General features: G+C 71.4%; 21 protein-coding genes. 7 read left to right on the top strand and 14 right to left on the bottom strand.

The window, feature by feature from the left end; translation table 11 throughout:
• Window positions 1–28: 28 nt before the first annotated feature.
• Window positions 29–667 carry a LysE family translocator gene (locus ACQF4J_RS08540; RefSeq protein ID WP_427165400.1) on the top strand — a complete coding sequence of 213 codons (639 nt, stop codon included), beginning with the start codon at window positions 29–31 and terminating at the stop codon, window positions 665–667.
• Between the two features lie 170 nt (window positions 668–837).
• Here ACQF4J_RS08540 and ACQF4J_RS08545 read toward each other — a convergent pair whose 3' ends face one another.
• On the bottom strand, window positions 838–1,011 hold the full coding sequence (locus tag ACQF4J_RS08545) for a hypothetical protein (RefSeq protein ID WP_106980896.1): 174 nt from the start codon (window positions 1,009–1,011) through the stop codon (window positions 838–840).
• A 374-nt stretch (window positions 1,012–1,385) separates the two neighbouring features.
• Here ACQF4J_RS08545 and ACQF4J_RS08550 point away from each other — a divergent pair, with 374 nt between their 5' ends.
• From ACQF4J_RS08550 to ACQF4J_RS08565, 4 genes are all read left to right on the top strand, one after another.
• On the top strand, window positions 1,386–2,492 hold the full coding sequence (locus ACQF4J_RS08550) for an ABC transporter ATP-binding protein (RefSeq protein ID WP_351578676.1): 1,107 nt from the start codon (window positions 1,386–1,388) through the stop codon (window positions 2,490–2,492).
• A gap of 57 nt (window positions 2,493–2,549) precedes the next feature.
• A complete protein-coding gene (locus tag ACQF4J_RS08555; RefSeq protein WP_351578673.1) occupies window positions 2,550–3,737 on the top strand; it encodes a permease in 1,188 nt (395 codons plus the stop codon).
• Window positions 3,738–3,833: 96 nt separating this feature from the next.
• The gene (locus ACQF4J_RS08560) at window positions 3,834–4,229 is read left to right on the top strand and encodes a hypothetical protein (protein WP_351578670.1); all 396 of its coding nucleotides are present in this window, start codon (window positions 3,834–3,836) and stop codon (window positions 4,227–4,229) included.
• Window positions 4,230–4,254: 25 nt separating this feature from the next.
• Entirely contained in the window at window positions 4,255–5,070 is an 816-nt protein-coding gene (locus ACQF4J_RS08565; RefSeq protein WP_351801927.1) for an SDR family oxidoreductase, read from the top strand.
• Window positions 5,071–5,087: 17 nt separating this feature from the next.
• Here ACQF4J_RS08565 and ACQF4J_RS08570 read toward each other — a convergent pair whose 3' ends face one another.
• The 8 genes from ACQF4J_RS08570 to ACQF4J_RS08605 all read right to left on the bottom strand — a co-directional run bounded on the left by ACQF4J_RS08570 (window position 5,088) and on the right by ACQF4J_RS08605 (window position 16,840).
• Window positions 5,088–5,321: a hypothetical protein gene (locus ACQF4J_RS08570; RefSeq protein WP_351578665.1), complete on the bottom strand. Its 234-nt coding sequence runs from the start codon at window positions 5,319–5,321 to the stop codon at window positions 5,088–5,090.
• Between the two features lie 74 nt (window positions 5,322–5,395).
• Window positions 5,396–6,889 carry an SDR family NAD(P)-dependent oxidoreductase gene (locus ACQF4J_RS08575; protein ID WP_351578662.1) on the bottom strand — a complete coding sequence of 498 codons (1,494 nt, stop codon included), beginning with the start codon at window positions 6,887–6,889 and terminating at the stop codon, window positions 5,396–5,398.
• A gap of 103 nt (window positions 6,890–6,992) precedes the next feature.
• Window positions 6,993–8,330 (bottom strand): wax ester/triacylglycerol synthase family O-acyltransferase, encoded by a 1,338-nt coding sequence (locus tag ACQF4J_RS08580; protein ID WP_427165401.1) that lies wholly within the window; start codon window positions 8,328–8,330, stop codon window positions 6,993–6,995.
• A gap of 156 nt (window positions 8,331–8,486) precedes the next feature.
• Window positions 8,487–10,805, bottom strand: coding sequence for a GH92 family glycosyl hydrolase (locus ACQF4J_RS08585; protein ID WP_427165402.1), 2,319 nt, complete (start codon window positions 10,803–10,805; stop codon window positions 8,487–8,489).
• A gap of 57 nt (window positions 10,806–10,862) precedes the next feature.
• Window positions 10,863–13,472, bottom strand: coding sequence for a PA14 domain-containing protein (locus tag ACQF4J_RS08590; protein WP_427165403.1), 2,610 nt, complete (start codon window positions 13,470–13,472; stop codon window positions 10,863–10,865).
• A 145-nt stretch (window positions 13,473–13,617) separates the two neighbouring features.
• Window positions 13,618–14,838 (bottom strand): glucose-1-phosphate adenylyltransferase, encoded by a 1,221-nt coding sequence (gene glgC / locus ACQF4J_RS08595; protein ID WP_351578652.1) that lies wholly within the window; start codon window positions 14,836–14,838, stop codon window positions 13,618–13,620.
• 93 nt (window positions 14,839–14,931) lie between these two features.
• A complete protein-coding gene (glgA, locus tag ACQF4J_RS08600) occupies window positions 14,932–16,083 on the bottom strand; it encodes a glycogen synthase (protein ID WP_351578649.1) in 1,152 nt (383 codons plus the stop codon).
• A gap of 37 nt (window positions 16,084–16,120) precedes the next feature.
• Window positions 16,121–16,840 (bottom strand): IucA/IucC family C-terminal-domain containing protein, encoded by a 720-nt coding sequence (locus ACQF4J_RS08605; RefSeq protein ID WP_351578646.1) that lies wholly within the window; start codon window positions 16,838–16,840, stop codon window positions 16,121–16,123.
• Window positions 16,841–17,050: 210 nt separating this feature from the next.
• On the opposite strand from ACQF4J_RS08605, the gene ACQF4J_RS08610 reads away from it, so the two are divergent.
• Complete coding sequence (locus ACQF4J_RS08610; protein WP_351578643.1) at window positions 17,051–18,151, top strand: DMT family transporter; 1,101 nt, start codon at window positions 17,051–17,053, stop codon at window positions 18,149–18,151.
• Here the strand turns inward: ACQF4J_RS08610 and ACQF4J_RS08615 are convergent.
• Window positions 18,141–19,313, bottom strand: a complete 1,173-nt coding sequence (locus ACQF4J_RS08615) for a transglycosylase family protein (RefSeq protein WP_427165404.1) — start codon at window positions 19,311–19,313, stop codon at window positions 18,141–18,143. The genes ACQF4J_RS08610 and ACQF4J_RS08615 overlap by 11 nt on opposite strands.
• A gap of 278 nt (window positions 19,314–19,591) precedes the next feature.
• On the opposite strand from ACQF4J_RS08615, the gene gndA reads away from it, so the two are divergent.
• Window positions 19,592–21,031: an NADP-dependent phosphogluconate dehydrogenase gene (gndA, locus tag ACQF4J_RS08620; RefSeq protein ID WP_351578637.1), complete on the top strand. Its 1,440-nt coding sequence runs from the start codon at window positions 19,592–19,594 to the stop codon at window positions 21,029–21,031.
• Between the two features lie 528 nt (window positions 21,032–21,559).
• Here the strand turns inward: gndA and ACQF4J_RS08625 are convergent.
• From ACQF4J_RS08625 to ACQF4J_RS08640, 4 genes are all read right to left on the bottom strand, one after another.
• On the bottom strand, window positions 21,560–21,913 hold the full coding sequence (locus ACQF4J_RS08625) for a GNAT family N-acetyltransferase (RefSeq protein ID WP_351585107.1): 354 nt from the start codon (window positions 21,911–21,913) through the stop codon (window positions 21,560–21,562).
• Window positions 21,914–21,948: 35 nt separating this feature from the next.
• Complete coding sequence (panD, locus tag ACQF4J_RS08630) at window positions 21,949–22,368, bottom strand: aspartate 1-decarboxylase (protein WP_351585108.1); 420 nt, start codon at window positions 22,366–22,368, stop codon at window positions 21,949–21,951.
• A 178-nt stretch (window positions 22,369–22,546) separates the two neighbouring features.
• Window positions 22,547–24,361, bottom strand: a complete 1,815-nt coding sequence (locus ACQF4J_RS08635) for an FAD-dependent oxidoreductase (protein ID WP_427165405.1) — start codon at window positions 24,359–24,361, stop codon at window positions 22,547–22,549.
• Entirely contained in the window at window positions 24,361–24,624 is a 264-nt protein-coding gene (locus ACQF4J_RS08640) for a UBP-type zinc finger domain-containing protein (protein ID WP_351578623.1), read from the bottom strand. The genes ACQF4J_RS08635 and ACQF4J_RS08640 overlap by 1 nt, the downstream gene beginning before the upstream one ends.
• Between the last annotated feature and the right edge of the window lies 1 nt (window position 24,625).

Below are 24,625 nucleotides of genomic sequence, written 5' to 3' on the forward strand. Positions count from 1 at the left end.
GGCGCCTCGCCGTGCTTGCATGAGGAGCATGATGTCCACCGACCGACTGCTCGCCTTCGCGGCGCTGTCCTTCCTGCTGATCGTGATCCCGGGCCCCAGCGTCCTGTTCGTCGTCGGGCGGGCGCTCGCCCAGGGGCGCCGGGCCGCGCTGACCACGGTCGTGGGCAACACGCTCGGCGCCTATCTGCTGGTGGTGGGCGTCGCGGTCGGCATCGGTTCCGTCGTGGAACGCTCCGTCCTGGTCTTCACCGCGCTCAAGCTGGCCGGCGCCGCCTACCTGGTGTACCTGGGCGTCCGGGCGTGGCGCACCCGCGGTTCGCTGCGGGCGGCGTTCGCGGGCGGCGGGGAGGTGCACAGCGGGCTGCGCACGTTCTGGGAGGGCTTCGCCGTCGGCGTGACCAACCCCAAGACCATCGTGTTCTTCGCGGCCGTCCTCCCCCAGTTCGTCGATCGCGACCGGGGGCACGTCACCCTGCAGATGCTGGTGCTGGGCCTGGTCTTCAACGCCATCGCGCTGGCCTCCGACAGCGTGTGGGGCCTGGCCGCCTCCACCGCCCGCGCCTGGTTCGCCCGCTCCCCGCGCAGGCTGTCACTGGTGGGCGGGACCGGCGGCCTGACCATGGTCGCCCTGGGCGTGACCGTGGCCGTCACCGGCCGCAAGGACTAGGACCTGTCGGTTTGGATCAGCTCGGCGTCGCGGACCGCGGGACGGTCACGGAAGCGGGCCGATGCACACGGAGCCGCGGCCGGTGTCGGCCGCGGCTGCTGTGCTCCGCGAGGGCGTGAGTGTGGCGGTACACCCTCGCGGTCGGCGATCGCGAAGATCCTGCCGAGGGTTCAGTCGACGCTGGGCAGGATGTGGGGTTCGGCGAGGTCGTCCTCGTAACCCGCCAGGCGGATCGGGGCCGACCGGGCCCACACGTCCAGGCTGCCGAGCTCGCCGGGCCTGCGGCCGGCGCGCTCGGTGCGTTCCTTGGGGCGTTGTTCGCGATTCGTCTTCTCCGGTGTCACCGCGCACTCCTTATGTGTCGGGTCACCCTCGGGGCCTACCGGCCACTGTGTGGTCCGGCACCTGACGCCCGCTCGGGTTTGAGTCGAAAGCAGCTCGGACGCGGTGGCGCCGGTAACTCGTGTACGAGCAGACCGTTGTCAACGGCTTGCCCCGGGACGGACGTGGGTGTGGGTGGGACCCTGTCGTGCTGTCCGTTCGGACCAGATTAACCAAATGAGCGGCACCCTGCTCTATGGGGCTGAAAACTTGGGGTTACTGTTGTAATTCATCCTGTTTCAGGCCCCTCATGCGTCACTCTTTCGGACTAGAGGCGTGCCGAACGGCAACACCCGTTCCACTCTGGGTTCGAGAACCTGTGCGGGAGGGGGATGTCATGGCGTCCGTCACCTTCGACAAGGTCACCCGGCGTTTCCCGTCGGGCGACCGGCCGGCCGTCGACTCGCTCGACCTCGAGATCGAGGACGGTGAGTTCATGGTGCTGCTCGGACCTTCCGGGTGCGGAAAGTCGACCTGTCTGCGCCTGCTCGCCGGTCTGGAGGACGTCGACTCGGGGTCGATCCACATCGGCGTCCGTGACGTCACCCATCTTCCGCCCCGCGAGCGGGGTGTCGCGATGGTGTTCCAGAACTACTCCCTGTACCCGCATTTGTCGGCTGCCGACAACATCGGCTTCCCGCTGCGGGTCGCCGGCATGCCCCGGCAGCACGCCCGCGGGCGGGTCCGCTTCGCCGCGTCCCTGCTGGACATCGAGCGGTATCTGGGGCGCAGGCCGCGCACGCTGTCGGGCGGCGAGCGGCAGCGGGTGGCGACCGGGCGGACGCTGGTACGGGATCCGCGGGTCTGCCTGATGGACGAGCCCCTGTCGAACCTCGACGCCCGGCTGCGGGTGGAGACCCGGGGCCGGATCGTCCGGACGCAGCACCATCTGGGCATCACCACGGTGTATGTCACGCACGATCAGACCGAGGCGATGGCCGTGGGCGACCGCCTCGCCGTGCTCAGGGACGGGGTGCTGCAGCAAGTCGGGCGACCGCGGGAGGTGTTCGCGCGGCCCGTCAACACGTTCGTGGGCGGGTTCGTCGGCTCGCCGCCGATGAACCTGTTCCGGCTGCGGCTCACCCCGGACGGCGTCGGACTGGGCGGCCTGAACGTGCCCCTCCCCCGCTCCGTCCTGCGGGCCACCGCGGCGGAGGGCGCCGCCGAGATCGTGCTCGGCGTGCGGCCCGAGCAGTTCGACGTCCTGCCTCCGCAGGATCTTGTGACGCCCGGGCTGGACCTGGTGGTCGAGGCGGTCGAGGACACGGGCGCCGTCGTCCACCTGCACACGTCCGCGCCCTCGGCCGCCCGGCTCGGCCACATCGTCGTCCGGCTCCCCGGGCGTCCCACGCACTCCAGAGGGGAACCCGTCCGCGTGGCGGTCCGCACCGATGCCGTGCACTGCTTCTCGGCCGCGACCGGGATGCGCTACGCATACCCCTAGGGGGTACAGTGCCGCAGAGAGGTGTCACACCGGACGGACCGGAAGGACCACAACCCCATGGACGCGATCCTCCACGCGCTCTCCATCACCGGATCGATGACCTGGGAGATCACCTGGGCCCTGGTGCTCGGCTTCGCGCTGTCGGCCGTGGTGCAGGCGGTGGTGCGCAGGTCCACGGTCGTACGGCTGCTCGGCGACGACCGCCCCCGCACCCTCACCCTGGCGGCAGGCCTCGGCGCCGCCTCCTCGTCCTGCTCCTACGCGGCCGTGGCGCTGGCCCGCTCTCTGTTCCGCAAGGGCGCGAACTTCACCGCCGCCATGGCCTTCGAGATCGCCTCCACCAACCTGGTCGTCGAACTGGGCGTGATCCTCGCCCTGTTGATGGGCTGGCAGTTCACCCTGGCCGAGTTCACCGGCGGTCCCATCATGATCGTCGTGCTCGCGGTGCTGTTCCGGATCTTCCTGCGGCAGCGCCTGCTGCGCGAGGCCCGCGAACAGGCCGGGCGCGGGCTCGCCGGCTCCATGGAGGGCCATGCCGCGATGGACATGTCGGTGGGCGGCGAGGGGTCGTTCGTAAGGCGGCTCCTCTCCCGCGACGGCTTCACCTCCGTCTCCCACGTGTTCGTCATGGAGTGGGCGGCGATCCTGCGCGACCTGGTGGTCGGCCTGCTGATCGCGGGCGCGATCGCCGCCTGGGTGCCCGACTCCTTCTGGCAGTCCCTCTTCCTGGAGGGCCATCCGCTCGCCGCGAAGCTGGTCGGCCCGCTCCTCGGCCCGCTGGTGGCGATCGCCTCGTTCGTCTGCTCCATCGGGAACGTGCCGCTGGCGGTGGTGCTGTGGAAGGGCGGCATCAGCTTCGGCGGGGTGGTCTCGTTCATCTTCGCGGACCTGCTGATCCTGCCGATCCTGAACATCTACCGGAAGTACTACGGCCCACGGATGACGGCCTTCCTGCTGGTCACCTTCTACGCGGCGACGGTCCTCGCCGGCTACGCGGTGGAGCTGGTCTTCGGCGGCCTCGGGCTCGTCCCGGACCAGAGCGCGGCGAAGATCCCCGACGAGGGTGTGTCGTGGAACTACACCACCTGGCTCAACATCGCCTTCCTGCTGCTCGCCGCGTTGCTCGTATGGCGGTTCTGGCGCACGGGCGGGCCCGCGATGCTGCGCATGATGGGCGGAGCGCCGTCCGAGGAGGACCACGAGCACGCCGGGCACGCGCACCACGACCCGCACGCGCAGCACTGAAAGGGCCGCGCAGTTCAAGTCCCGTTGGCCGATTCGAAACACGGCCATGATCTGCTGACGTCACGGCAACGGCCCGTCCGGCGGGAGGACTGACGCATGGAGCTGCGCAGTGTCGAGGAGCTGATGGATCTGCTGTACGCCTGCCGGAGTCAGCACGCGCTGCGCACCGCCGCACTGCTGCGCCGCAGCCGCCCCGCCGACAAGGAGCTCCAGGTGGCGGGGCTGGTGCACGACATCGGACGGTTGCTGTGCCCCGGCGACGAGTCCCGCCGGGCCGAGCACGCCGCCGCGGCCGTGAGGCCCCTGCTCGGCGAGCGCGTCTACCGCCTCGTGCGCCGCGACGGCCGCGCCCGCGACGACGATCTGGTGCGCCTCCACCTGGCGGACGAGGAGAGCCGGACCGCCGGGTTCGACGCCGGTGTCCTGGAGGACTGGCGCACCGTCCTGGAACTCGTCGCCGCGCGCAACTCCCGCCTGGGGGCTGTCGACTGACGGCTCGTCATGAGACGGTACGGCGATGACGTCGTCGTACGCGCAGGACGGGCTGCAGGGCCGGGCCGCCGTGGTGACCGGCGGGACCCGGGGCATCGGGCGCGCGGTCGCAGAGCGGCTGGCCGCGGCGGGCGCACGGGTGTGCGTGACCGCTCGGGACGCGCTGGAGGTGCGGCGCACGGCGGCCGAGCTGGACGGGGTCGGCGTCAGCGGCGACGTCGGCGATCCGGACCATCTGCGGGAGGTCGTCGACACCGCCGTGCGGGCGTTCGGGCGGATCGACGTGGTGGTCAACAACGCGGCGACCAACCAGCCCTACGGCCCGCTCATGGACGCCGACCCCGAGGCTTGGCGGGCCGCCTTCGCCGTGAACGTCGAGGCACCGCTGCGGCTGGTGCAGGGCGCCTGGCGGGCGTGGATGCGGGAGCACGGCGGCTCGGTCGTCAACATCTGCACCGAGGGCGCCGGACACGCCGGGCCGAACGTAGGCGCCTACGGCACCAGCAAGGCGGCCCTGCTGCACCTGACCCGGCAGCTCGCGGGCGAGCTGGCGCCGAGGGTGCGGGTGAACTCGGTCTCCCCCGGGCTGGTGCGCACCGAGATGGCCCGGTTCGTGTGGGAGCCCGAGGAGGCGCGGGTGGCCGCCGGTCTGCCGCTCGGCCGGATCGGCGAGCCCGACGACATCGCGCGGGCCGTGGTGTGGCTGGCGTCCGACGCGGCCGAGTGGATCACGGGCGCGGATCTGCTGGTGGACGGCGGCACACGCGTGAGGACGGCGCACTCCGCGCGGGAGTACGCCGTCCACGACATGCTTCGCTCATACGCACCACCTCGCTCATGACAGCGGCGGAGGCTCCCTCACGGGAACAGTGCGATGCCGACGATGATCAACAGGATGATGCCGGCGACCAGCGCGACCGTTGCCCACGGGCCGCGGTGCTTCATCGGAATCCCTTCGCCACCGCCGCGCGGCCGGTCCTCGGGCAGCAGGGCGTGCTCTGGGCGGTCGCTGCCGTAGAACTGTTCATCGGTCGGGTAGCGGTTGCGAGGGTCGTTCTGCGCTCGCGGATCGATGCCGTGTGGACTGCTCATGGTCACTCCCTGGCGCGGTGTTCACCAGGGTCCGGGTTCCCGGGCGACGCCGGGCCACACGCTCGCCCCCGCGCTCACCACTTTCCGGGCGCGTAGTCCTTCAGGAAGACGCCGTACAGGTCCTCGCCCTGCTCGCCGCGCACAATCGGATCGTAGACCCGCGCGGCCCCGTCGACCAGGTCGAGCGGGGCGTGGAAGCCCTCCTCGGCCAGGCGCAGCTTGTCGAAGTGGGGACGCTCGTCGGTGATCCAGCCGGTGTCGACCGAGGTCATGAGGATGCCGTCGGTCTGGAACATCTCCTGGGCGCTGGTCCGCGTCACCATGTTCATGGCGGCCTTGGCGGCGTTGGTGTTCGGGTGGCCCGCTCCCTTGTAGCCGCGGCCGAAGACGCCCTCCATCGCCGACACGTTCACGACGTAGGCCCGCCCGCTGGACGCCCTGCGCGCGGCCTCGGCCATCGCCGGCCGCAGCCCGCTGATCAGGATGAACGGCGCGGTGTAGTTGCACAGCTGGGTCTCCAGCAGCTCCACCGGCGAGATCTGCTCGATGGTCTGCACCCAGGTGTTGCTGTCGACGACGTCGGGGACCAGGCCGCCCGCGTCGATGGCGGTGCCGTCGAGATGGCGGGCGACGCTGGCGTTGCCCGCGACCAGGGCGAGGTCGGCGACCTGCTGGGCGTCGAGGCCGCTGGTGCCCAGCGGCAGCGCGGCCAGGCCGTCGACCGCTCCGGAGTTGAAGGCGCCGATGACGTGGTGGGCGGGCAGCTCGCCGGCGGGCAGCGGGGCGCTCTCGCCCTCGACGAGGGCGGCGTAGGCGGAGGGCAGGCGGCGTACGGTCTGCGTGGCGTTGTTGACGAGGATGTCCAGCGGGCCCGCCTCGGCGACCTGCTCGGCGAGCGCGACGGCCTGCGCCGGGTCGCGCAGGTCGATGCCGACGACCTCCAGTCGGTGCATCCACTGCGCGGAGTCGTCCATCGCCTTGAAGCGGCGGATGGCGTCCTTGGGGAAGCGCGTGGTGATCGTGGTGTGGGCGCCGTCGCGCAGCAGCCTGAGCGCGATGTACATGCCGATCTTGGCGCGGCCGCCGGTGAGCAGGGCGCGCTTGCCGGTGAGGTCGGCGCGGGCGTCGCGCTTGGCCCGGTTGGTGTCGGCGCAGTCCGGGCAGAGCTGGTGGTAGAAGTAGTCGACTTCCACGTACCGGGTCTTGCAGGTGTAGCAGGAGCGCGGGCGCTGGAGTATCCCCGCGACCCGGCCCTCCTCGGTCCGCGAGGACGGCAGCAGCCCCTCGGTCTCGTCGTCGATGCGCTGGGCGGAGCCGGTCGCCGTGGCCTCGGTGACCGCCTTGTCGTGGGCGGTCTTGGCGGCCCGGCGCTCCTGCCGGCGGCGCTGCTTGACCGTCCGGTAGACGCCGGCGGTGGCCCGGCGCACGGCGATCGCGTCCGGGTGGTCGACCTCCAGCTCGTCGAGCTCCTCCAGCACGCTCAGGCAGACGGCGAGCCGCTCCGGGTCGATACCGGGCCCGTACACGACCTCGTCCGTGGTCGCCGGACCTTCCTCTGTCACCGTCATCGCGCTGCCGTTTCCCTGATCACCCGAGCGGCGCTCCGATCGCACCCGCTGTCGAAGGAAGGATTTTACGGAGCGCCGGGCCGGTCCTCCAAACCTGCCGTGGTCAGGAGCCGCATGCGGTGATGAGAGTCTCGACCTCCTGGGACAGGGCCGCGGCCAGGCGGTCCAGGTCCGGTACGGCCTCGGCGTCGGCGACGAGGCCGTAGTGGACGTGGCCGCGGTAGGTGGAGACGGCGACCGCGAGGGCCTGGCCGCGGGCCAGCGGGGCCAGCGGGTAGACCTCGGTGACCGGGTTGCCGCCGAGCTTCAGGCCGAGGCTGGGCAGGGGCACGCTGGTGACCAGGATGTCGAACCAGAGCCGGGCCGCCTGGCTGACCAGCGGGCCGCCGAGCCGGTGGGCGAGCGGCGGCACGTGGTCGGCGAGCAGGGCGACGGCGCCCGCGCCCCGGTTGGGGCCGGCGTTCTTGTTGCGGTCCATGGCGGTACGGACCGTGCCGAGGCGGCCGATCGGGTCGGGGTCGTCGACCGGGAGCCGTATCAGGTAGCCGGAGAGCCGGTTGCCCTGCGGGGTGGCGGTGCGCGGGCGCCGCTTGGAGACCGGGATCAGGGCGCGGGGCGCCACGCCCTCGCTGCCGTCGCCGCGCTCGTCCAGCCAGCGGCGCAGCGCGCCGGCGACCACCGCGATCAGGACGTCGTTGACGGTGCCGCCCTCGGACTTGCGGATGCGCTGCACGTCGTCGAGGTCGATGACGACGCCCGCGGTGCGGCGGGTGCCGGTGGCCTCGGAGGTGAACGCGGACGACGAGCGCGCGGCGAGGCCGGAGAGGGCCACCGAGGCACCGATGTCCAGGGCCCGGCCCACGTCGGACACGGCGCCCCTGACCAGGTCCGGGAGCCTGCGCACGTCGGGCAGCAGGCCGCCGCCCTTCGGCTCCTCGGCCCGGGGCCTGCGTTCGGGCAGGTCCATGGGGTCGAGGACGGCGGCGGCGAGGGTGAGCGCGCGCAGCCCGTCGGCCAGGGCGTGGTGGAACTTGAACAGTACGGCGAAGGACACGCCGTCCTCGCCGGGCAGCACATGCGCCTCCCACGGCGGCCTGCCGCGCTCCAGCGGGCGCTCCATGAGCCGGCCCGCGTCCGCGTGGAAGTCGGCGGTGGGGGCGTGCAGCCTGACGTGGTGGAGCGGGTCGAAGTCGGGGTCCGGCTCGCGCGTGGCACCGCCGAAGGCCAGCGGCCGGAAGGAGAACGGCTGCCACACGTCCCGGATCCGCATGCGCAGCCCGGGCACCGCGGCGGCGCGGGCCGCGAGCAGGTCGGCCGCGTGGGCGCCGGCGGTGGGCGAGTGGGCCGAGAAGACACCCAGGGCACCGAGGTGCATGGGGTGTTCTGCGGACTCGATGTTCCAGAACGCAAGGTCGAGAGGAGCGAGCAGGTCAGAAGTCAATGGCTTGCCTCGCGTCGACGACGGGTGAGCAAGCAGTCAACCGCTCTCAGGCGATTACGGTCAAGTACGATCAAGCTACACACAGTTAACATCGGATTAAGTCCCGTCACTCGTCCCGCCCCCACAACAGGGGCGGGACTCGTGTGACACCTGGGGTCACTTCAGCGCCGGTGGCCCCGCCTCGGGTGACGTAGCCCACTCGGACGGGCGCGGGCCGACCGTGAAGGAGAGCCTGCGCATCGAGCGCAGATCACCGGTGGTCAGATACGCGCTGTCGTGCGGCGTCCGGTCCGTGCGCACCGACTGGACGTAGCGATCGGTGGCGGAGGTGCCGGGGGCGGTGACGCTCAGGGTGCCGTGCGGGTAGTAGCGGCGGTCCAGGGTCAGGTCCACGCGGTCGAAGACCGGCGTGGACAGACCCCAGGTGTCATAACCGGGCTGGACCGGGAAGATCCCGATCGACGACAGCACCATCCAGGCGGACATGGTGCCGAGGTCGTCGTTGCCGGTCATGCCGGTCGGGCCGTCCGTGAAGAGCGTCAGCGCCGCGTGCACGACGTCGGTGGTCTTCCAGGGCCGGCCGGTCGAGAGATAGGTGTACGGGGCGATGAGGTCGGGCTCGTTCTGCGGGTTGTACTTGTCGGCGTTGTAGTAGTCGTACGGGCCGTTGACCCACACCTCGCGCGCCGTCTTCGCCGGGTCCTCGAGCAGCTGGTCGTAGGCGAAGAAGGAGTCGAGCCGCTCGTCGGCCGCCCGGGCGCCGCCGATCAGGTCGACCATGCCCGGCAGGTCCTGCGGCACCAGCCACTGGTACTGCCAGGACGTGCCCTCGTGGAAGCCCACGCTCTGCGCCGGGTCGGCGGGGCCGGTGAAGGCGCCGGAGACGTCCCGGGCGCGGAAGAAGCCGGTCGAGGGGTCGAAGATGTTGCGGTAGTTCTGGGAGCGGGCCGCGAACCGCGCCGCGTCGGCGTCGTGCCCCAGGCCGTGCGCCATCCGGGCGAGCACCGCGTCCGACAGGGCGTACTCCAGGGTGGCCGAGGCGCCCTGGTGGTAGTCCGAGTCACCGGGCTTCGACTTCGGGCGGTCCTTGACGTACGGGGCGAAGCCGTTCGCGATGTACTCCCGGTTGGCCTCCCTGCCCAGCGAGGGCGAGTCCGCGGGCGGCACCCCGTCGGCGTTCTTCTTCAGCGCCCGGTAGGCCCGCTCCTCGTATCCGGCGAGCAGCCCCTGCTGGTAGGCGTTGGTCAGGAACGGGGTGACCGGGTCGCCGGTCATGATGTTCGTCTCGACCGTGCCGTAACCCCACTTGGGCAGCCAGCCGCCGTCCTCGGAGACCTTGACGACCGAGATCGCCATGTCCCGTGCCTCGCGCGGCGCGAGCAGGGACAGCAGTTGGGACTGGGTGCGGTAGGTGTCCCACAGCGACCAGTTCTGGTAGTACGTGAACCCGTCCGCACGGCGCACCTTCTGGTCCCAGCCGCGGTAGCGGCGGTCGGCGTCGCTGCCGACGTTGGGCGCCAGGAAGGACCGGTACAGCGAGGAGTAGAAGGTGCGGCGCAGCGTCTCGTCGCCGCCCCGCACCCGCACCTTCTGCAGCCGGTTCTCCCACGACCGCCGGGCCGCGTCGCGCACGGCGTCGAAGGAACGCCCGCCCTCGGCCCGGAGGTTGCCCGCCGCGCCGGCCGCGTCGACGTACGACAGGGCCGTGGTGGCCTCGACGGTGCGGTCCTTCGTGGTGTCGAAGCGGACGTAGGCGCCGTCGGCCCCGGTCGTCGAGCCGGCCGTGACCGTGCCGCCGTCCCAGGTGCCGTAGGCGGTGAAGGGGCGGTCGAAGCGGGTGACGGTGTACACGGTGTAGGGCCGGGTGCCCTGGCAGAAGCCGCTGCCGGTGATGGCGGTGCGCACCGTGTGGTCGTCGAGGATCTCGACCCGGCTGACGCCCTTCCTGTGCAGCGACTGCCCCGCGTTCAGCAGGACGTTGGCCTTGTCGGTGGCGGGGAAGGTGTAGCGCTGCACTCCGGTGCGCTCGGTCGCGGTCAGTTCCGCCTCGATACCGGCGTCGAGGCCGACCCGGTAGTAGCCGGGGCTCGCCGCCTCGTGGTCGTGGCTGAAGCCGGCCGCGTACTTGGCGTAGTCCGTCTGCGTGACATCACCCGTGGTCGGCAGCACGGGCAGGTCGCCGCCGATGCCGCAGCCGACGCCGGACAGGTGGACCAGGGAGAAGCCCCGGATGTGGGCCCAGGAGTAGTCGTAGCCGGTGTTGTGCCCGGTGTCCGGCGAGAGTTGCACCATGCCGAAGGGCACGGCGGCGCCGGGAAAGGTGTTGCCTTCGTTCTCGGTGCCGATGAACGGGTTCACCAGGTCGGTGAGCCTGCCGTCCCTCGGCTCGGCGGCCCGGGCGGCCGGAGCGGCGAGCAGCGCTGACGCCGCCACCACCCCGGCCGTGCACAGGCGCAGGCGCCGGGTCCATCTCATGTCGTATAGCCTCCGTCGGGCGTGAGACAGCGTTGTCTGCATGATCGGGTTCGCGGGTCAGTCAGCCGCGCATCCGGCGGGGTTCGGCTGTGACGCGTCGCGGATCAGCGCCCGCTGTGCGGCCCGCACGCGCCGGGCGTCCGGCTTGAGCACCCGGCGGTCGTAGGTCAGCAGACCGTTCAACTCACCCTCGACGTCGGAGATCTGGGTGTAGACGGCTCCGTTGCTTCCCCGGCAGGCGAGGGCGTGCACCTCGGCGAGCTTCGTCAGGTAGTCGTCGGTGTAGGCCGCCGGGTCGACGTCGACGTACGACTGCTGCACCGACCAGGCATGGCCGGGCACCGCGAGGCCCAGGCCGCCGTACTCGCCGCTGACCAGGGCGCGTCGGCCGTCCGGGTGAGGTGGCAGGGCGGGGCTGGGATAGCCGTGCTCGTCCATGATGTCGCCGGTGCCGCCGTCGGCCCCGAGGTTGAGCCCGGACATGGAGTTGACCAGGCGGCTGGGGTCCCAGGCCTTGGCCTGGTCGGCGACGCGGGCCATGTCGTACTGGCCCCAGCCCTCGTTGAAGGTGACCCACATGACGACCGACGGGCTGCTGATGTGCTCGTCGATCACCTGTTTCATCTCACGCTCGAACTCGGCGCGGGCGGCCGGGCTCGGATCGACGCCGGCGGTCATCGCGGGCATGTCCTGCCACACCAGCAGGCCGAGCCGGTCGGCCCAGTAGAACCACCGGTCGGGTTCGACCTTGATGTGCTTGCGCACGGCGTTGAAGCCGAGCTGCTTGTGCACCTTCAGGTCGTAGGCGAGCGCCTCGTCGGTCGGGGCGGTGTAGAGGCCGTCGGGCCAGAAGCCCTGGTCGAGGGTGGCCATCATGAAGACGGGCTTGCCGTTGAGGAGGGTGCGCGGGACGCCGTTCACCTTCTCGACGGAGATCGAGCGCATCCCGAAGTAGCTGCCCACGCGGTCGGCGCCGACGGTGACCTTCAGGTCGTACAGGAAGGGGTCGTCGGGGGACCACAGGTGCGGGTCGTGGAGGGTCAGGGTGAGCGGGCCGCCGGTGCGGCCGCGGGCCGTGGCGACCTTGCGGTGTCCGGCGTAGGCGGTCGCCGTGACGGGTACGCCGTCGCGGACTCCCCGCGCCTCGACGGTGAGCCGGCCGTTCGCGACGTCCGGGGTGAGTTTCAGCGCGTCCACGTGGTCGGGTGCGACCGGCTCCATCCACACCGTCTGCCAGATGCCCGAGGTCGGCGTGTACCAGATGCCGCTCGGGTCCAGGCGCTGCTTGCCGAGCGGCGGGTTCTCGCCGGCGGCCGCGTCGGTCGGGTCGTAGACGCCGACGATGAGTTCCTGGGTACGGCCGGGCTTCAGCGCGTCGGTGACGTCGACGCCGAACTTGTCGTAGCCGCCCTGGTGTTCGGTCACCTTGACGCCGTTGACGTACACCTCGGCGCGCCAGTCGACGGCGCCGAAGTTGAGCATCAGCCGCTTGCCCGAACCGATCCTCCAGCCGGCCGGGACGGTGAAGGTGCGCCGGTACCACATGCGGTCCTCGTGCCGCTCCAGTCCGGAGAGCTGGGACTCGACCGGGTAGGGGACCAGGATGCGTTCGGCGAGGGTCCTGCCGACGGGCGGCCGCTCGCCCTCCTCGGCGGCGGCGAACTGCCAACGGCCGTTCAGGTTGCGCCAGTCGGTGCGGGTCAGCTGCGGACGCGGGTACTCGGGGTGGGCGTTGCCCGGGCCGACCCGGTCGGCCCACTTCGTGCGCAGCTCGTACGTGGAGCGGTTGGGGCCGCTGCTCCAGAACGCGTTGACAACGTTGCCGTCCGCGCCGGTGAGGATACCGTCGCCGTCGTAGCGGACGTCCGCCGTGCCGCGTGCGGTGCCGGTCTTGTTGCCGACGACGGGCTGTTCCAGGGAGACCAGCAGGGACCGGGGGTCGGCGGGGTCCAACCGGGCGTCCGCCAGCGGCCACTTGGCGCCGCCGATCACCGCTGTGAGGTGGTCGGTGAGGCCGGCCGGGGGTGCGGCGAGGCGCTGGGCGAAGTCCAGCCGCAGAGTGCGGCCGGTACCGGTGACGGTGGCCGCGACGGCGCCGTCGTAGTCCCAGCCGTCGGGCAGCCGGAACGCCGAGCGAGGGACCGTCTCCTTCACGCCGCCGGGCTCGGTCCAGCGCACATGGAGGTTGGAGCCGCCGTAGTGCTCGAAGTACTCGACCTTGATGTCGTAGGCCCTGCCGGCGGTCAACTCGACGGGCTGCGAGGTCTGTTCGCGGTCCCAGTCGTCGACCCAGTGGTCGATGACGAGGGCGCCGTCGATCCAGAGGCGGAAGCCGTTGTCGCCGGTGATCGAGAAGGTGTGCGGCCCGGTCTTGTCCGGGACGATCTTTCCGGTCCAGCGGACGCTCACGTCGTCGGACCGGCCGGTCGTGAAGGCGAGGCGTGGTTCGAGGTTGTCGAAGTCGAGGTTCGGGTCGAAACCGGTGGCCTTGAGCTCGTGGAGGTCGAAGGCGCCGGGGGCGGACTGGGTGTAGTACTCGCCCTTCAGGCCGTGGATCTCGACGGGGTCCTCGGCGGCGGTGGCGGTGGGGGCGGTGGCGAGGCCGACCGCGCCGAGTACCGCGGCGAGCAGTAACGCGAGTCTGTCTCTGAGGCGTCTGGCGTGCACGGAACCCTCCCATAACAACGTTGTCATGGACAGCAGTTGGCATGACAACACGGATTCCGCTTTGCGTCCAGGGACATGACAACAGCCCCGGCCGTCGACGTGGGCCGGGGCTGTTGCGAGCGCGCCTTTCGGGAGACGGGCGCGGTTACGACACCACCTGTCCCTTGCCGAGCGCGATCACGCCGCCCTTGGAGACCGTGTACAGCTCCGCGTCCCGCTCCGGGTTGACGCCGATGGTCGCGCCGGGAGGCACCTCGACGTTCTTGTCCAGCACCGCCCCGCGCACGACCGCGCCGCGCCCGATGTGGACGTTGTCGTGCAGGATCGAGCCCTGGACCACCGCGCCCGGGTCGACCAGCACGCCCGGTGACAGCACGGAACGGGTGACCTGGCCGCGGATCAGGCAGCCGGCACTGATGATCGACTCACTGGCCATGCCGCCCGCGTTGAAGCGGGCCGGGGAGAGCTGGTACGAGTGGGTGTAGATGGGCCACTGCCGGTTGTAGAGGTTGAAGGCCGGCCGCTCGGCGATGAGGTCCATGTGGGCGTCGTAGTACGCGTCGAGGGTGCCGACGTCGCGCCAGTAGCCACGGTCGCGGGTGGTCTCGCCGGGGACGTGGTTGGCGCTGAAGTCGTAGAGCTGGGCCTCACCGCGTTCGGTGAGCTGGGGCAGGATCGAGCCGCCCATGTCGTGCACCGAGTTCTCGTCCTCGGCGTCCCGCTGCAGGGCCTCGATCAGGGCCTTGGTGGTGAAGATGTAGTTGCCCATGGAGGCGAAGACGCACTCCGGGTCGTCGGCGAGGCCGGGCGGGTCGGCCGGCTTCTCCAGGAATCTCTCCACCGTCAGTCCGTCCGAGCCGGGAGTGATCACGCCGAACTGCGACGACTCCGAGCGCGGCACCCGGATGCCGGCCACGGTCACGCCCGCCCCGGACTCGATGTGCTGGGCGAGCATCTGGCGCGGGTCCATGCGGTACACGTGGTCGGCGCCGAACACCACCACGTACTCGGGCCCCTCGTCGTGCACGAGGTTCAGCGACTGCAGGATGGCGTCCGCGCTGCCCAGGTACCAGCGCGGGCCCAGCCGCTGCTGGGCCGGGACCGGCGTGACGTAGTTGCCGAGCAGGCTCGACATCCGCCATGTGGTGGTGATGTGCCGGTCCAGCGAATGCGACTTGTACTGCGTCAGCACGCAGACGCGCAGGATGTCGCCGTTGACGAGATTGGACAGCACGAAGTCGACAAGGCGGTACGTACCGCCGAAGGTGACCGCTGGCTTCGCGCGATCCGCCGTCAGGGGCATAAGGCGCTTGCCTTCTCCGCCCGCCAGCACGATCCCGAGCACCGAAGGTCCGCCACGACGCATGGTCGCTCCCCTCACCGTGGTTGATCCATCCCTGCCCCTGCCCAGGGCGGAGTAAGCCTGTTCGAGGAAGTCCCCTTCGCTCTGTTCCTGTTTCTATTCCTGTTTCAGGATCTCCTCGTAAAGACGGACCGTACGGCGGGCGACGGCGTCCCAGCCGAACTCCACCACCGCGCGCTCGCGCCCCGCCTCACCCATCCGCCGTGCCGCCTCCGGGTCGCCGACCACCGAATCCAGGGCCCGCGCGAGAGAGGCCTCGAAATCGTCGTCCACGGTGACGAGTACCCCCGTCCTGCCGTCGTCCACGACCTCGGGGATGCCGCCGACCCGGGAGGCCACGACGGGGGTGCCGCAGGCCATCGCCTCCAGGTTCACGATGCCGAGGGGCTCGTACACAGAGGGGCACACGAAGGCGGCCGCATGGGTGAGGAGCTGGATCACGTCGGGGCGCGGCAGCATCTGCGGGATCCAGCGCACATGGTCGCGGACCCGGCTCAGTTCCTCGTAGAGCTCACGGAACTCCCGGTCGATCTCCGGGGTGTCCGGTGCCCCCGCGCACAGCACGACCTGCACGCCCGGGTCGATGTCCCGGACGGCCCGCAGCAGGTGCGGCACGCCCTTCTGGCGGGTGATGCGACCGACGAACAGGAGGTACGGACGCCCGGTGTCCAGGCCGATGCGGCTGAGGACGTCGGTGCCGTGGTCGGGGCGGTACAGCGTGGTGTCGATGCCGTTGTGCACGATGTGGACCTTGGCCGGATCCAGCTCCGGATAGCAGCCGAGGATGTCCTCGCGCATGGCGCCGGAGACGGCGATCACGGCGTCGGCGGACTCGATCGCGGTCCGCTCGGCCCAGCTGGACAGGGCGTAGCCGCCGCCCAGTTGCTCGGCCTTCCAGGGGCGCAGGGGCTCCAGCGAGTGCGCGGTCATGACGTGCGGCACGCCGTAGAGCATCTTCGCGAGGTGACCGCCGAGGTTGGCGTACCAGGTGTGGGAGTGCACCAGCTCGCGGCCCTCCAGGCCGGCGGCCATGGCGAGGTCCACGGAGAAGGTGCGCAGCGCGTCGTTGGCGGTGTCCAGGGCGGCCCAGGGGCGGTGGCGTACGACGCCCACTCCGCGGCCCTCGCCCCAGCAGTGCACCTCGAGGTCGACCAGGGGGGTCAGCTCCCGGGCGAGGAACTCGACATGGACGCCCGCGCCGCCGTACACGTCCGGGGGGAATTCCCGGGTCAGCAGTCCCACACGCACCCGCAACCCCTTGCCTCGGCGACCAGTTCCTTCATGGTCACCCAGATGCGCCGCGCGCGGAAGGGCGCGGCGGTCGTGTGAAGCAACAGTCGCCGCACACGCCCCCGCCGGGCACCCGGTAGTACAGGCAGCAGCTGCGGCGGCGGAAGGCGGCGCCGGTGAGGGTGCCGGTGCCCGCCAGGAGGGGGTGGGCGAGGAGAGCGGCGGTGAGGGGGCGGGCCGCGGGGCCCAGCTGCCGGGCGGTGCCGGCGAGGGCGGAGGCGGCGTTGCCCCACAGCAGGCCGGGCGCGATGCGGTAGTGGGCATGCAGCGCTTCGGCCAAGGGTTCGAGGTGGCCGTGCAGGACGACGCGGGCGACGGTGGCGGGGTCGGCGGGCAGCGGGCGGACATCCGAGAGCCAGAGGTCGTCGGGGGCGCTCGCGTCGGGGTCCCAGCGCAGCAGCGCGGGGTCCAGGTCGGGGACGCCGCCGTACGCGAGGGCGCAGCCGAGCGTCACCGACCACAGCCGGGCCGCGAGCCCCTGCTGGAACACGGACGCCGCGACCCGCGGCTCCGGGGCGCGCAGCACGGCCGCGACCTTCTCGACCCGGAAGACGAGGGGATTTCCGTGCGCCCGCGACGGCCGGTTCTCATACGTCGCAGCGAGTGTCGGCAGGGTGGAGGGCGGCGCTCCGCCCGTGCGTAGTACGAAGAAGCCGCCGAGCGGTGCCAGGGCGGCGAGTTCGGGGTCGAGGTCCACGAGGAGCAGTAGTACCAAGCCCCCTAGGGGGCGGCTTCCAGGGGTGTCCACCCCGTGTCGCCCACCCTGGGGATGACGGTGCCCGATTCGTACTCCATCGGCAGTAGGACCCATTGCGTGCTCAGGGACGACGACGGGAACAGATCGGCAGGGCATCGTGTTGGCTATGAAGGCCGACCGTTCGCCGCGCAGGGGTCACCGCCCCCGCCACACGCAGAGGAGCATCCGATGAGTGCCCTCGCGTTGTCCGTGCTCCTCTCCCTCGTCTCCGCCGTCGCCTACGCCGGCGGGGCGATCGTGCAGGAGCGCGTGGCGGTGTCCTCGCCGGGCGAGCAGTACGCGCCGCTGCGCCGGCCGTCCTGGTGGGCGGCGGTGGCGCTGAACGGCCTCGGCGGGCTGCTGCACGTGGTGGCGCTGGCCTACGGCCCGCTCAGCCTTGTGCAGCCGCTGGGTGCCCTGACCATCGTGTTCGCGCTGCCGATGGCCGCGCTGTTCGTGGGGCGCAGGGCCGGTGCGACCGCCTGGCGGGGCGCGATCATGGCGACCGTGGGCCTCGCCGGCCTGCTGGCGCTGGTCGGCGCCTCCGAGGGGCAGTCGCTGGACACGGCCCAGCGGGTGGCGGTGGCCGTGGTCACGGGCGGTGTGGTCGTCGCCCTGATGATCGCGGGCCGGGCCGCCCACCGGCACCCGGCGGTGCGCAGCATGCTGCTGGCGACCGGATCCGGCATAGCGTTCGGCATGTCCTCGGTGTTCACCAAGACTGTCGCGGTCGACTGGACCGACGGGGTGACCGTGTCCGACCTGCCGTCCCTCGCAGTGATCGGGGTCTTCGCCACGGCCGGCATGCTGCTGTCCCAGGCCTCCTACCGCGGCGCGGGCCTCGCGGCCCCGCTGGCGACGCTGACGGTCGTCAACCCGGTGGTGGCGGCCGCCGTCGGCATCACGATGTTCGGCGAGACCTTCCGTTACGGCACCACGGGCACCGCTCTCGCACTGAGCTGCGGTGTGGTGGCGGCGGGCGGCCTGATCCTGCTGACGACGGAGCGGCTCGCCCGGACCGTCGAGACCGAACCGGCCGTCGGGAGCGCGTCGGCCGTCGAGACCGAACCGGCCCCCGAGCCGGAGCCCACGCCCGTCGAGGAGGACCTGCTCACGGCGGAACTCCTCGTCCCGGCGCAGGTGGGCCCCACGGTCCTGGAGGTCGCCTACGACGAGACGGACGAGCTCTCGCTCGACCCGGCCCGCTACCGCTTCTACGGCCCGTTCTACGGCGGCTCGTACGTCCCGGCGCCGGCCCTCGACCGGCACCGGGTGCGGGTCAAATCCTGACGCCCCCGGCCCTGAGGTAGGCGAGAGGGTCGATGTCGGAACCGAAGCCGGGCCCCGTCCGCACCTCGAAGTGCAGATGCGGGCCCGTCGCGTTGCCCGTGGCCCCGGACCGGCCGATGCGCTGACCGGGGCTCACGCTCTGCCCGGCCCGCACCGAGATCGCCGACAGGTGGCCGTACTGCGTGTAGCGGCCGTCGGAGTGCCGGATCACCACCTGGTAGCCGTAGGACCCGCCCCAGCCGGCGCTCACGACCTGGCCCGCGGCGACCGCCCTCACCGACGTGCCGGTGGGCACGGGGAAGTCGACACCGGTGTGGTAGCCCTTCGACCAGGAGGAGCCGGGCACGTGGTAGCCGGTACCGATCGGGCCGTTCACCGGGGCGACCAGAGCGTGACGGCTGGGCGCCTTCTCCTTCTTCTCGGTGTGCTTCTCGGTGTGCTTCTCGGTGGTCGCAGAGGCCTTCTTCACCGGGGACTTGGCGCCGGTGTGGGTCGGCGCCGGGGCGTTGCCCCGCAGGTGCAGCCGCTGGCCGGGCAGGATCAGGTCCGGATCGGCCCCGATCGTCGAGCGGTTCGCGTCGTACAGCCGCCGCCAGCCGCCCGTGACGTGCTCGGTCTCGGCGATCTCGGAGAGGCTGTCGCCACGCACCACGGTGTACATCTCGGCCGTGCCCGCCCGCGACTGGGGCGTGGTGTGCGGCTGGACGTCCTTCACCGACGTCTTCTTCGTGCTCTTCGTGCTCTTCGTGCCGGCGCTCTCGGTGTGCACGTCCGGGGTGCCGCCCCCGCGCGACAGCCCGGCCTGCCCCGAGCACACCGGCCAGGCGCGCGGCCCCTGCCCGTCCAGGACCTTCTCGGCGACGGCTATCTGCTGGTCCTTGGTGGCCAGATCGGCCCGGCGGGCGTAGGCCCGGCCGCCGTAGGCCTCCCAGGTGGACTGGGTGAACTGCAGTCCGCCGTAGAAGCCGTTGCCGGTGTTGATGCTCCAGTTGCCGCTGGACTCGCACGCGGCGACCTTGTTCCAGGTCGACACGTCGGCCGCGTGGGCGGTGCCGGCTCCGATCAGCGGGATCGCCATTCCCGCGCTGCCCGCGGTGACGGTGAGTGAGGCGCGGTTGATCCTGTTCGGCTGATACCGGCGGTGCCGGCCGCGTACGGCCATGAAGATCCCCCTCGACATGCGTCAGGAGGGCCAAAAGTAAGCGCCGCGAACAGGCCATGACAAGACGGCAATCGGCCGCCCTGTATCTCAAGGGAACAGGAATACGCCGCAGTTGCGGATCGGCTGAGGCAGGTGGGGTCCGTCGTCCGTACTTGCGTACGCCACGCCGGACAACCCGGACATGCGCCGGGCGTACCGGCAAGTCAGGATGGTCGGTGGGGCGATACTGACGGGCACGACCGGCACCACCGATACCGGATCCTCAAGGAGCCAACCGAATGAGCAAGACAGCCCAGATCGGCGTCACGGGACTCGCGGTCATGGGCCGCAACCTCGCCCGGAACTTCGCGCGCAACGGCTACACGGTCGCCTTGCACAACCGGACGGCGGCGCGTACGCACGCCCTCGTCGAGGAGTTCGGGGACGAGGGCGACTTCATCGCGACGGAGACCGCCAAGGAGTTCGTGGCGGCGCTGGAGCGGCCGCGGCGGCTGGTCATCATGGTCAAGGCGGGCGGCCCGACGGACGCGGTGATCGACGAGTTCGCGCCGCTCCTGGAACCCGGCGACATGATCATCGACGGTGGCAACGCGCACTTCGCGGACACCCGCCGCCGCGAGGCCGCGCTGCGCGAGCAGGGCATCCACTTCGTCGGCATGGGCGTCTCCGGCGGCGAGGAGGGCGCGCTGAACGGGCCGAGCATCATGCCGGGCGGCCCGAAGGAGTCGTACGACTCGCTCGGCCCGATGCTGGAGAAGATCTCGGCGAAGGCGAAGGACGGCGCGCCCTGTGTGACGCACGTCGGCCCCGACGGCGCCGGGCACTTCGTGAAGATGGTCCACAACGGCATCGAGTACGCCGACATGCAGCTGATCGGCGAGGCGTACCAGTTGCTGCGGGACGTCGCCGGGTACTCCCCCGCGCAGATCGCCGAGATCTTCCGCACCTGGAACACGGGCCGGCTGGACTCCTACCTGATCGAGATCACCGCCGAGGTCCTGTCCCACGTGGACGCGGCGACGGGCGAGCCGTTCGTGGACGTGGTGGTGGACCAGGCGGAGCAGAAGGGCACGGGCCGCTGGACGGTCCAGATCGCCCTCGACCTCGGGGTGCCGGTCTCGGGCATCGCGGAGGCGGTTTTCGCCCGGTCCCTGTCGGGTCACGCGGCGCTGCGCGAGGCGTCCCGCGGCCTTGCGGGCCCGAAGGCGTCGCCGCTGTCGGAGTCGGAGGCGGGGGCCTTCGCGGACCGGGTGGAGCAGGCCCTGTACGCGTCGAAGATCGTCTCCTACACACAGGGCTTCCACGAGATCGCGGCGGCCCGCGAGGAGTACGACTGGGACATCGACCTGGGCGCGGTCTCGGCGATCTGGCGGGGCGGCTGCATCATCCGCGCGGCGTTCCTGGACCGGATCCGCGCCGCGTACGACGCCCGCCCCGACCTGCCGAGCCTGCTGTCGGACGAGACCTTCGCCCAGGAGATCGCGGCCGCCCAGGACGACTGGCGCGAGGTCCTCGTCGCCGCGACCCGCCAGGGCGTACCGACCCCCGGCTTCGCCGCGGCCCTCGCCTACTACGACGCCCTGCGCGCCGAGCGGCTGCCGGCTGCGCTGACGCAGGGGCAGCGGGACTTCTTCGGCGCCCACACCTACCGGCGCACGGACCGGGACGGGTCGTTCCACACCCTGTGGGGCGGCGACCGGTCGGAGGTGACCGCGTAGGGGCGGACGTCTCCTCTGCGGCTCCGCGAGACGGCGGACGGCCTGACGGCCGTCCGCCGTCTCGTGCCTTCGGCATGCGGGGGTGTCAGCTCAGCGGTGGGCCCGGCTCCGGGTTCGGGACCGGTTCCGGTCCCGGTGGGATCGGGGACGGGCCCGGGGGCGGGGAGGGTTTCGGCGTCGGCGGCGAGGGGGGCTGCGGGGGCGGGGTGGGCTCCGGCCCCGGGGGTGGCTGAGGGTTGGGGACCGGAGACGGGTACGGGTCCGGCGGCTGGGGGTCCGGGCCGGGATTCGGACCCGGCGGTACGGGGTCCGGGCCGGGGTTGGGGCCCGGCGGTACGGGGTCGGGATACGGGTCGGTCATCAGGTCCTCCGGCCAGTCGGTCGACGTCGGCTCTGGACTACTCCCCCGCGTACCCGGGCGCCGTTTCCCCACTCACCCGCCCGTATGACGACCTGGGTCCGGTCGGCCCCGCCCGGCGCGCGCGTCGACGCGCGCCGGCGGCCGGGGCGGCGCCGTATGACGTGGGCTCAGAAGCGTCCGGGGTGCGCCACCAGCCATGCCTTCGCCGCGCGCAGCAGCTCGTGGTCGGCCGGCGGGGCCACGTCCGGGTGACGCTCGGCCCACTTCACGACGTACGGGCACAGCGGCGCGACGACGACGCCTTCGCGCTCGGCGATGGCGTACAACTCCCGGGCCAGGGACCCGGCGATGCCCTTCCCCTCGTGCGCCGGCTCCACGATCGTGTGGACCGGGACCAGGGCGCGCCGGGGCGCTTCGAGGACGAAGTACTCGATGTGGCCGACGACTTCGCCGTCCGCGCCGTCACCGAGAGCCTCCAGGCGGCCCGCCGCCCGGTCGTCACGGATCTCGATGTCGCTCATGGGCACGCTCCTGGTCGAAGAGGGCAGTCCGGGGGTCAGGCCGTCACGGCCTGCGGGCTGCGCTGCTGGTCCGAACCCGGTACCGGCTCGGAGGGGTCGGCACCGAGGGCCACGATGCGGTTGTCGCGGTCCACGTGCACGACCCGGGGCCGCAGTGCCCGGGCCTCGGCGTCGGTCACCTGAGCGTAACTGATGATGATCACCAGGTCGCCGGGGTGGACGAGATGGGCGGCGGCACCGTTGATGCCGATCACGCCGGAGCCGCGCTCGCCCTCGATGACGTACGTCTCCAGGCGCGAGCCGTTGGTGATGTCCACGATGTGCACGAGCTCGCCCGGCAGCAGGTCGGCGGCGTCGAGCAGGTCGGCGTCGATGGTCACCGATCCCACGTAGTGCAGGTCGGCCTGGGTGACGGTGGCTCGGTGGATCTTGGACTTGAACATGGTGCGAAACATGAGAGTGCTCCCGATTCGTCTGCTCCCTGCCTGCTACTGCAGGTCAAGGGCGATTCGGAGATTACATCGTTTCGCATGCTCGGTCAGCTGTCGCAAGGTGTTCGAGGACTCACACTGACCCGTTGCCGGCTTTTGTGTATGCCGCGGGAATCCTCGTGATCTCATCGCCCGCCATTTCTCATGCGAGCCATGCGGACTCCTTGTGACGTATGCGTGGCGAGACGTCCGAGCCGCCCGCGGCAGCGGGCGTGCCCGTGGTGCCGGGTGCGGCCGAGTGCCCCAGGTGCCGGTGCACGAAGTGGATGGCCATCGCGCCCTCACCGGCCGCCGAGGCCACCCGCTTCACCGAGCCGCTGCGGACATCCCCTACCGCGAAGACCCCGGGCAGGCTGGTCTCCAGGGTCATGCACGGGCGCCCGCGGCCTTGCCACACCTCGGGGTGGGCGCAGGCTTCCTGGGCCTCCGGACCGGTGAGGACGAAGCCGCGGGAGTCGAGGGCAATCATGCCGGTGAGCCACCCGGTGTGGGGGTCGGCGCCGGTGAAGACGAACAGGCCCCGTACCGCGAGTCGGCGGTGCCCGCCCGTGCGGTTGTCGACCACGTCGAGCTCCTCCAGCACCTCCTGGCCGATGACCTCGGTGACCTCGGTGTGCAGCATGACCTCCACCCGCGGATGGCGCTCGACCTGGTCGACCAGGTAGCGGGACATGTTGGCCTCAAGGCTGGGGCCTCGGACCAGCAGGTGCACCTTCGGCGCGTACCCGGCGAGGAACAGCACCGCCTGGCCCGCCGAGTTGCCTCCGCCGACGACGGCCACCGGGTCGGTGCGGCACTGCTGGGCCTCGTAGACGGTCGCCGAGTAGTGGACGCTCGTTCCCTCCAGGCGTTCGATGCCGGGCACCTGGAGCCGGCGGTAGCGGGCACCCGTGGCCAGGACGACGGCGCGGGCGGCGATCTCGCTGCCGTCGGCGAACGCCACCACGTAGTGGTCCTCGTCCTTGGGATGGAGACCGGTCGCCTCCACCGGAATGCTGATCCTGGCGCCGAACTTGTCGGCCTGGAGCACGGCGCGATCGGTGAGTTCGGCGCCGGAGATGCCGGAGGGAAAGCCGAGCAGATTCTCGATGCGGGACGACGTGCCGGCCTGGCCGCCGGTGGCCATCGCCTCCACCACGGTGGTGGTCAGGCCCTCGGAGGCGGCGTACACCGCGGCAGCGAGGCCGGCGGGTCCGGAGCCGACGATCAGGACGTCGCGGTGACGGTCTCCGGCGGGCAGTGACGGCAGGCCGATGAGCCGGGCCAGTTCCGCGTTGCTGGGGTTGCGCAACAGGGTGGTGTCCCGCCAGATGACGAGCGGTGTCTCCTCCGGGCCGACGCCGAAGCGGCGCAGCAGCTCCTCGGCCTCCTCGTCGGTCTCCAGGTCGATCCAGCGGTGCGGCAGCCGGTTGCGGATGGCGAACTCGCGCAGCCGCCGGGTGTCGGGCGAGTAGCGCGAGCCGATGATGCGGAAGCCGGCGCCTTCTCCGACGAGCAGCGCACGACGGCCCAGACAGGCGCGCAGCACGACGTCCCCGATGGTGGAGTCCTGGGACACCAGGTGGCGCAACTGGTCCAAGGAGACGACGAGGGCCTCGCCCGGCTCCCTGGCGACAGCGGTGTAGAAGGCCACCTGTCCGTGCAGCAGACCGAGTTCGCCGATGAAGCGACCGGGACCGTGCACGCGCAGCACGTGCTCCTCGGGAGTGCCGTAGTCCTCGACGACGGCGACGGTACCGCTGAGGACGACGAAGAACGTCTCACAGCGCTCCCCTTCCCGGATCAGCACGTCGTTCGGAGCCGTGCTCCGGCGTTGCCCGTGCTCCGCCAGACGTGCGATCTGGTCCTCCGTAAGGCGCGGATACGCCCCGCAGATGTCCGGGGTCTCCCGGAAGACGGCCTCGTCCGCTTCCTCCGGCACCGGTCCTTCGCCCGGCGGCGACTGGTCGCCGGACATCAGACGAACGCCTCGTGAACGTAGCACCAGCGCCATTCCTCGCCGGGCTGGAACGACTGCACGATCGGATGGGCGACGGCAGCTGCGTGCTTTCGCGCGTGCTTGTTCGGCGAGGAGTCACAGCAGCCGACGTGCCCGCAGGTCAGGCAGAGCCTCAGGTGGACCCACGGGGAGCCGAGCAGCAGACACTCCTGACACCCTTCCGGGGTCAGCGGCTGGACCGGCCGGACAAGCGCGAGGTGGGGGTCTGCGTGCAGGGTCATC

The sequence above is a fragment of the Streptomyces sp. C1-1 genome, assembly GCF_050214755.1.
GTDB lineage: Bacteria > Actinomycetota > Actinomycetes > Streptomycetales > Streptomycetaceae > Streptomyces.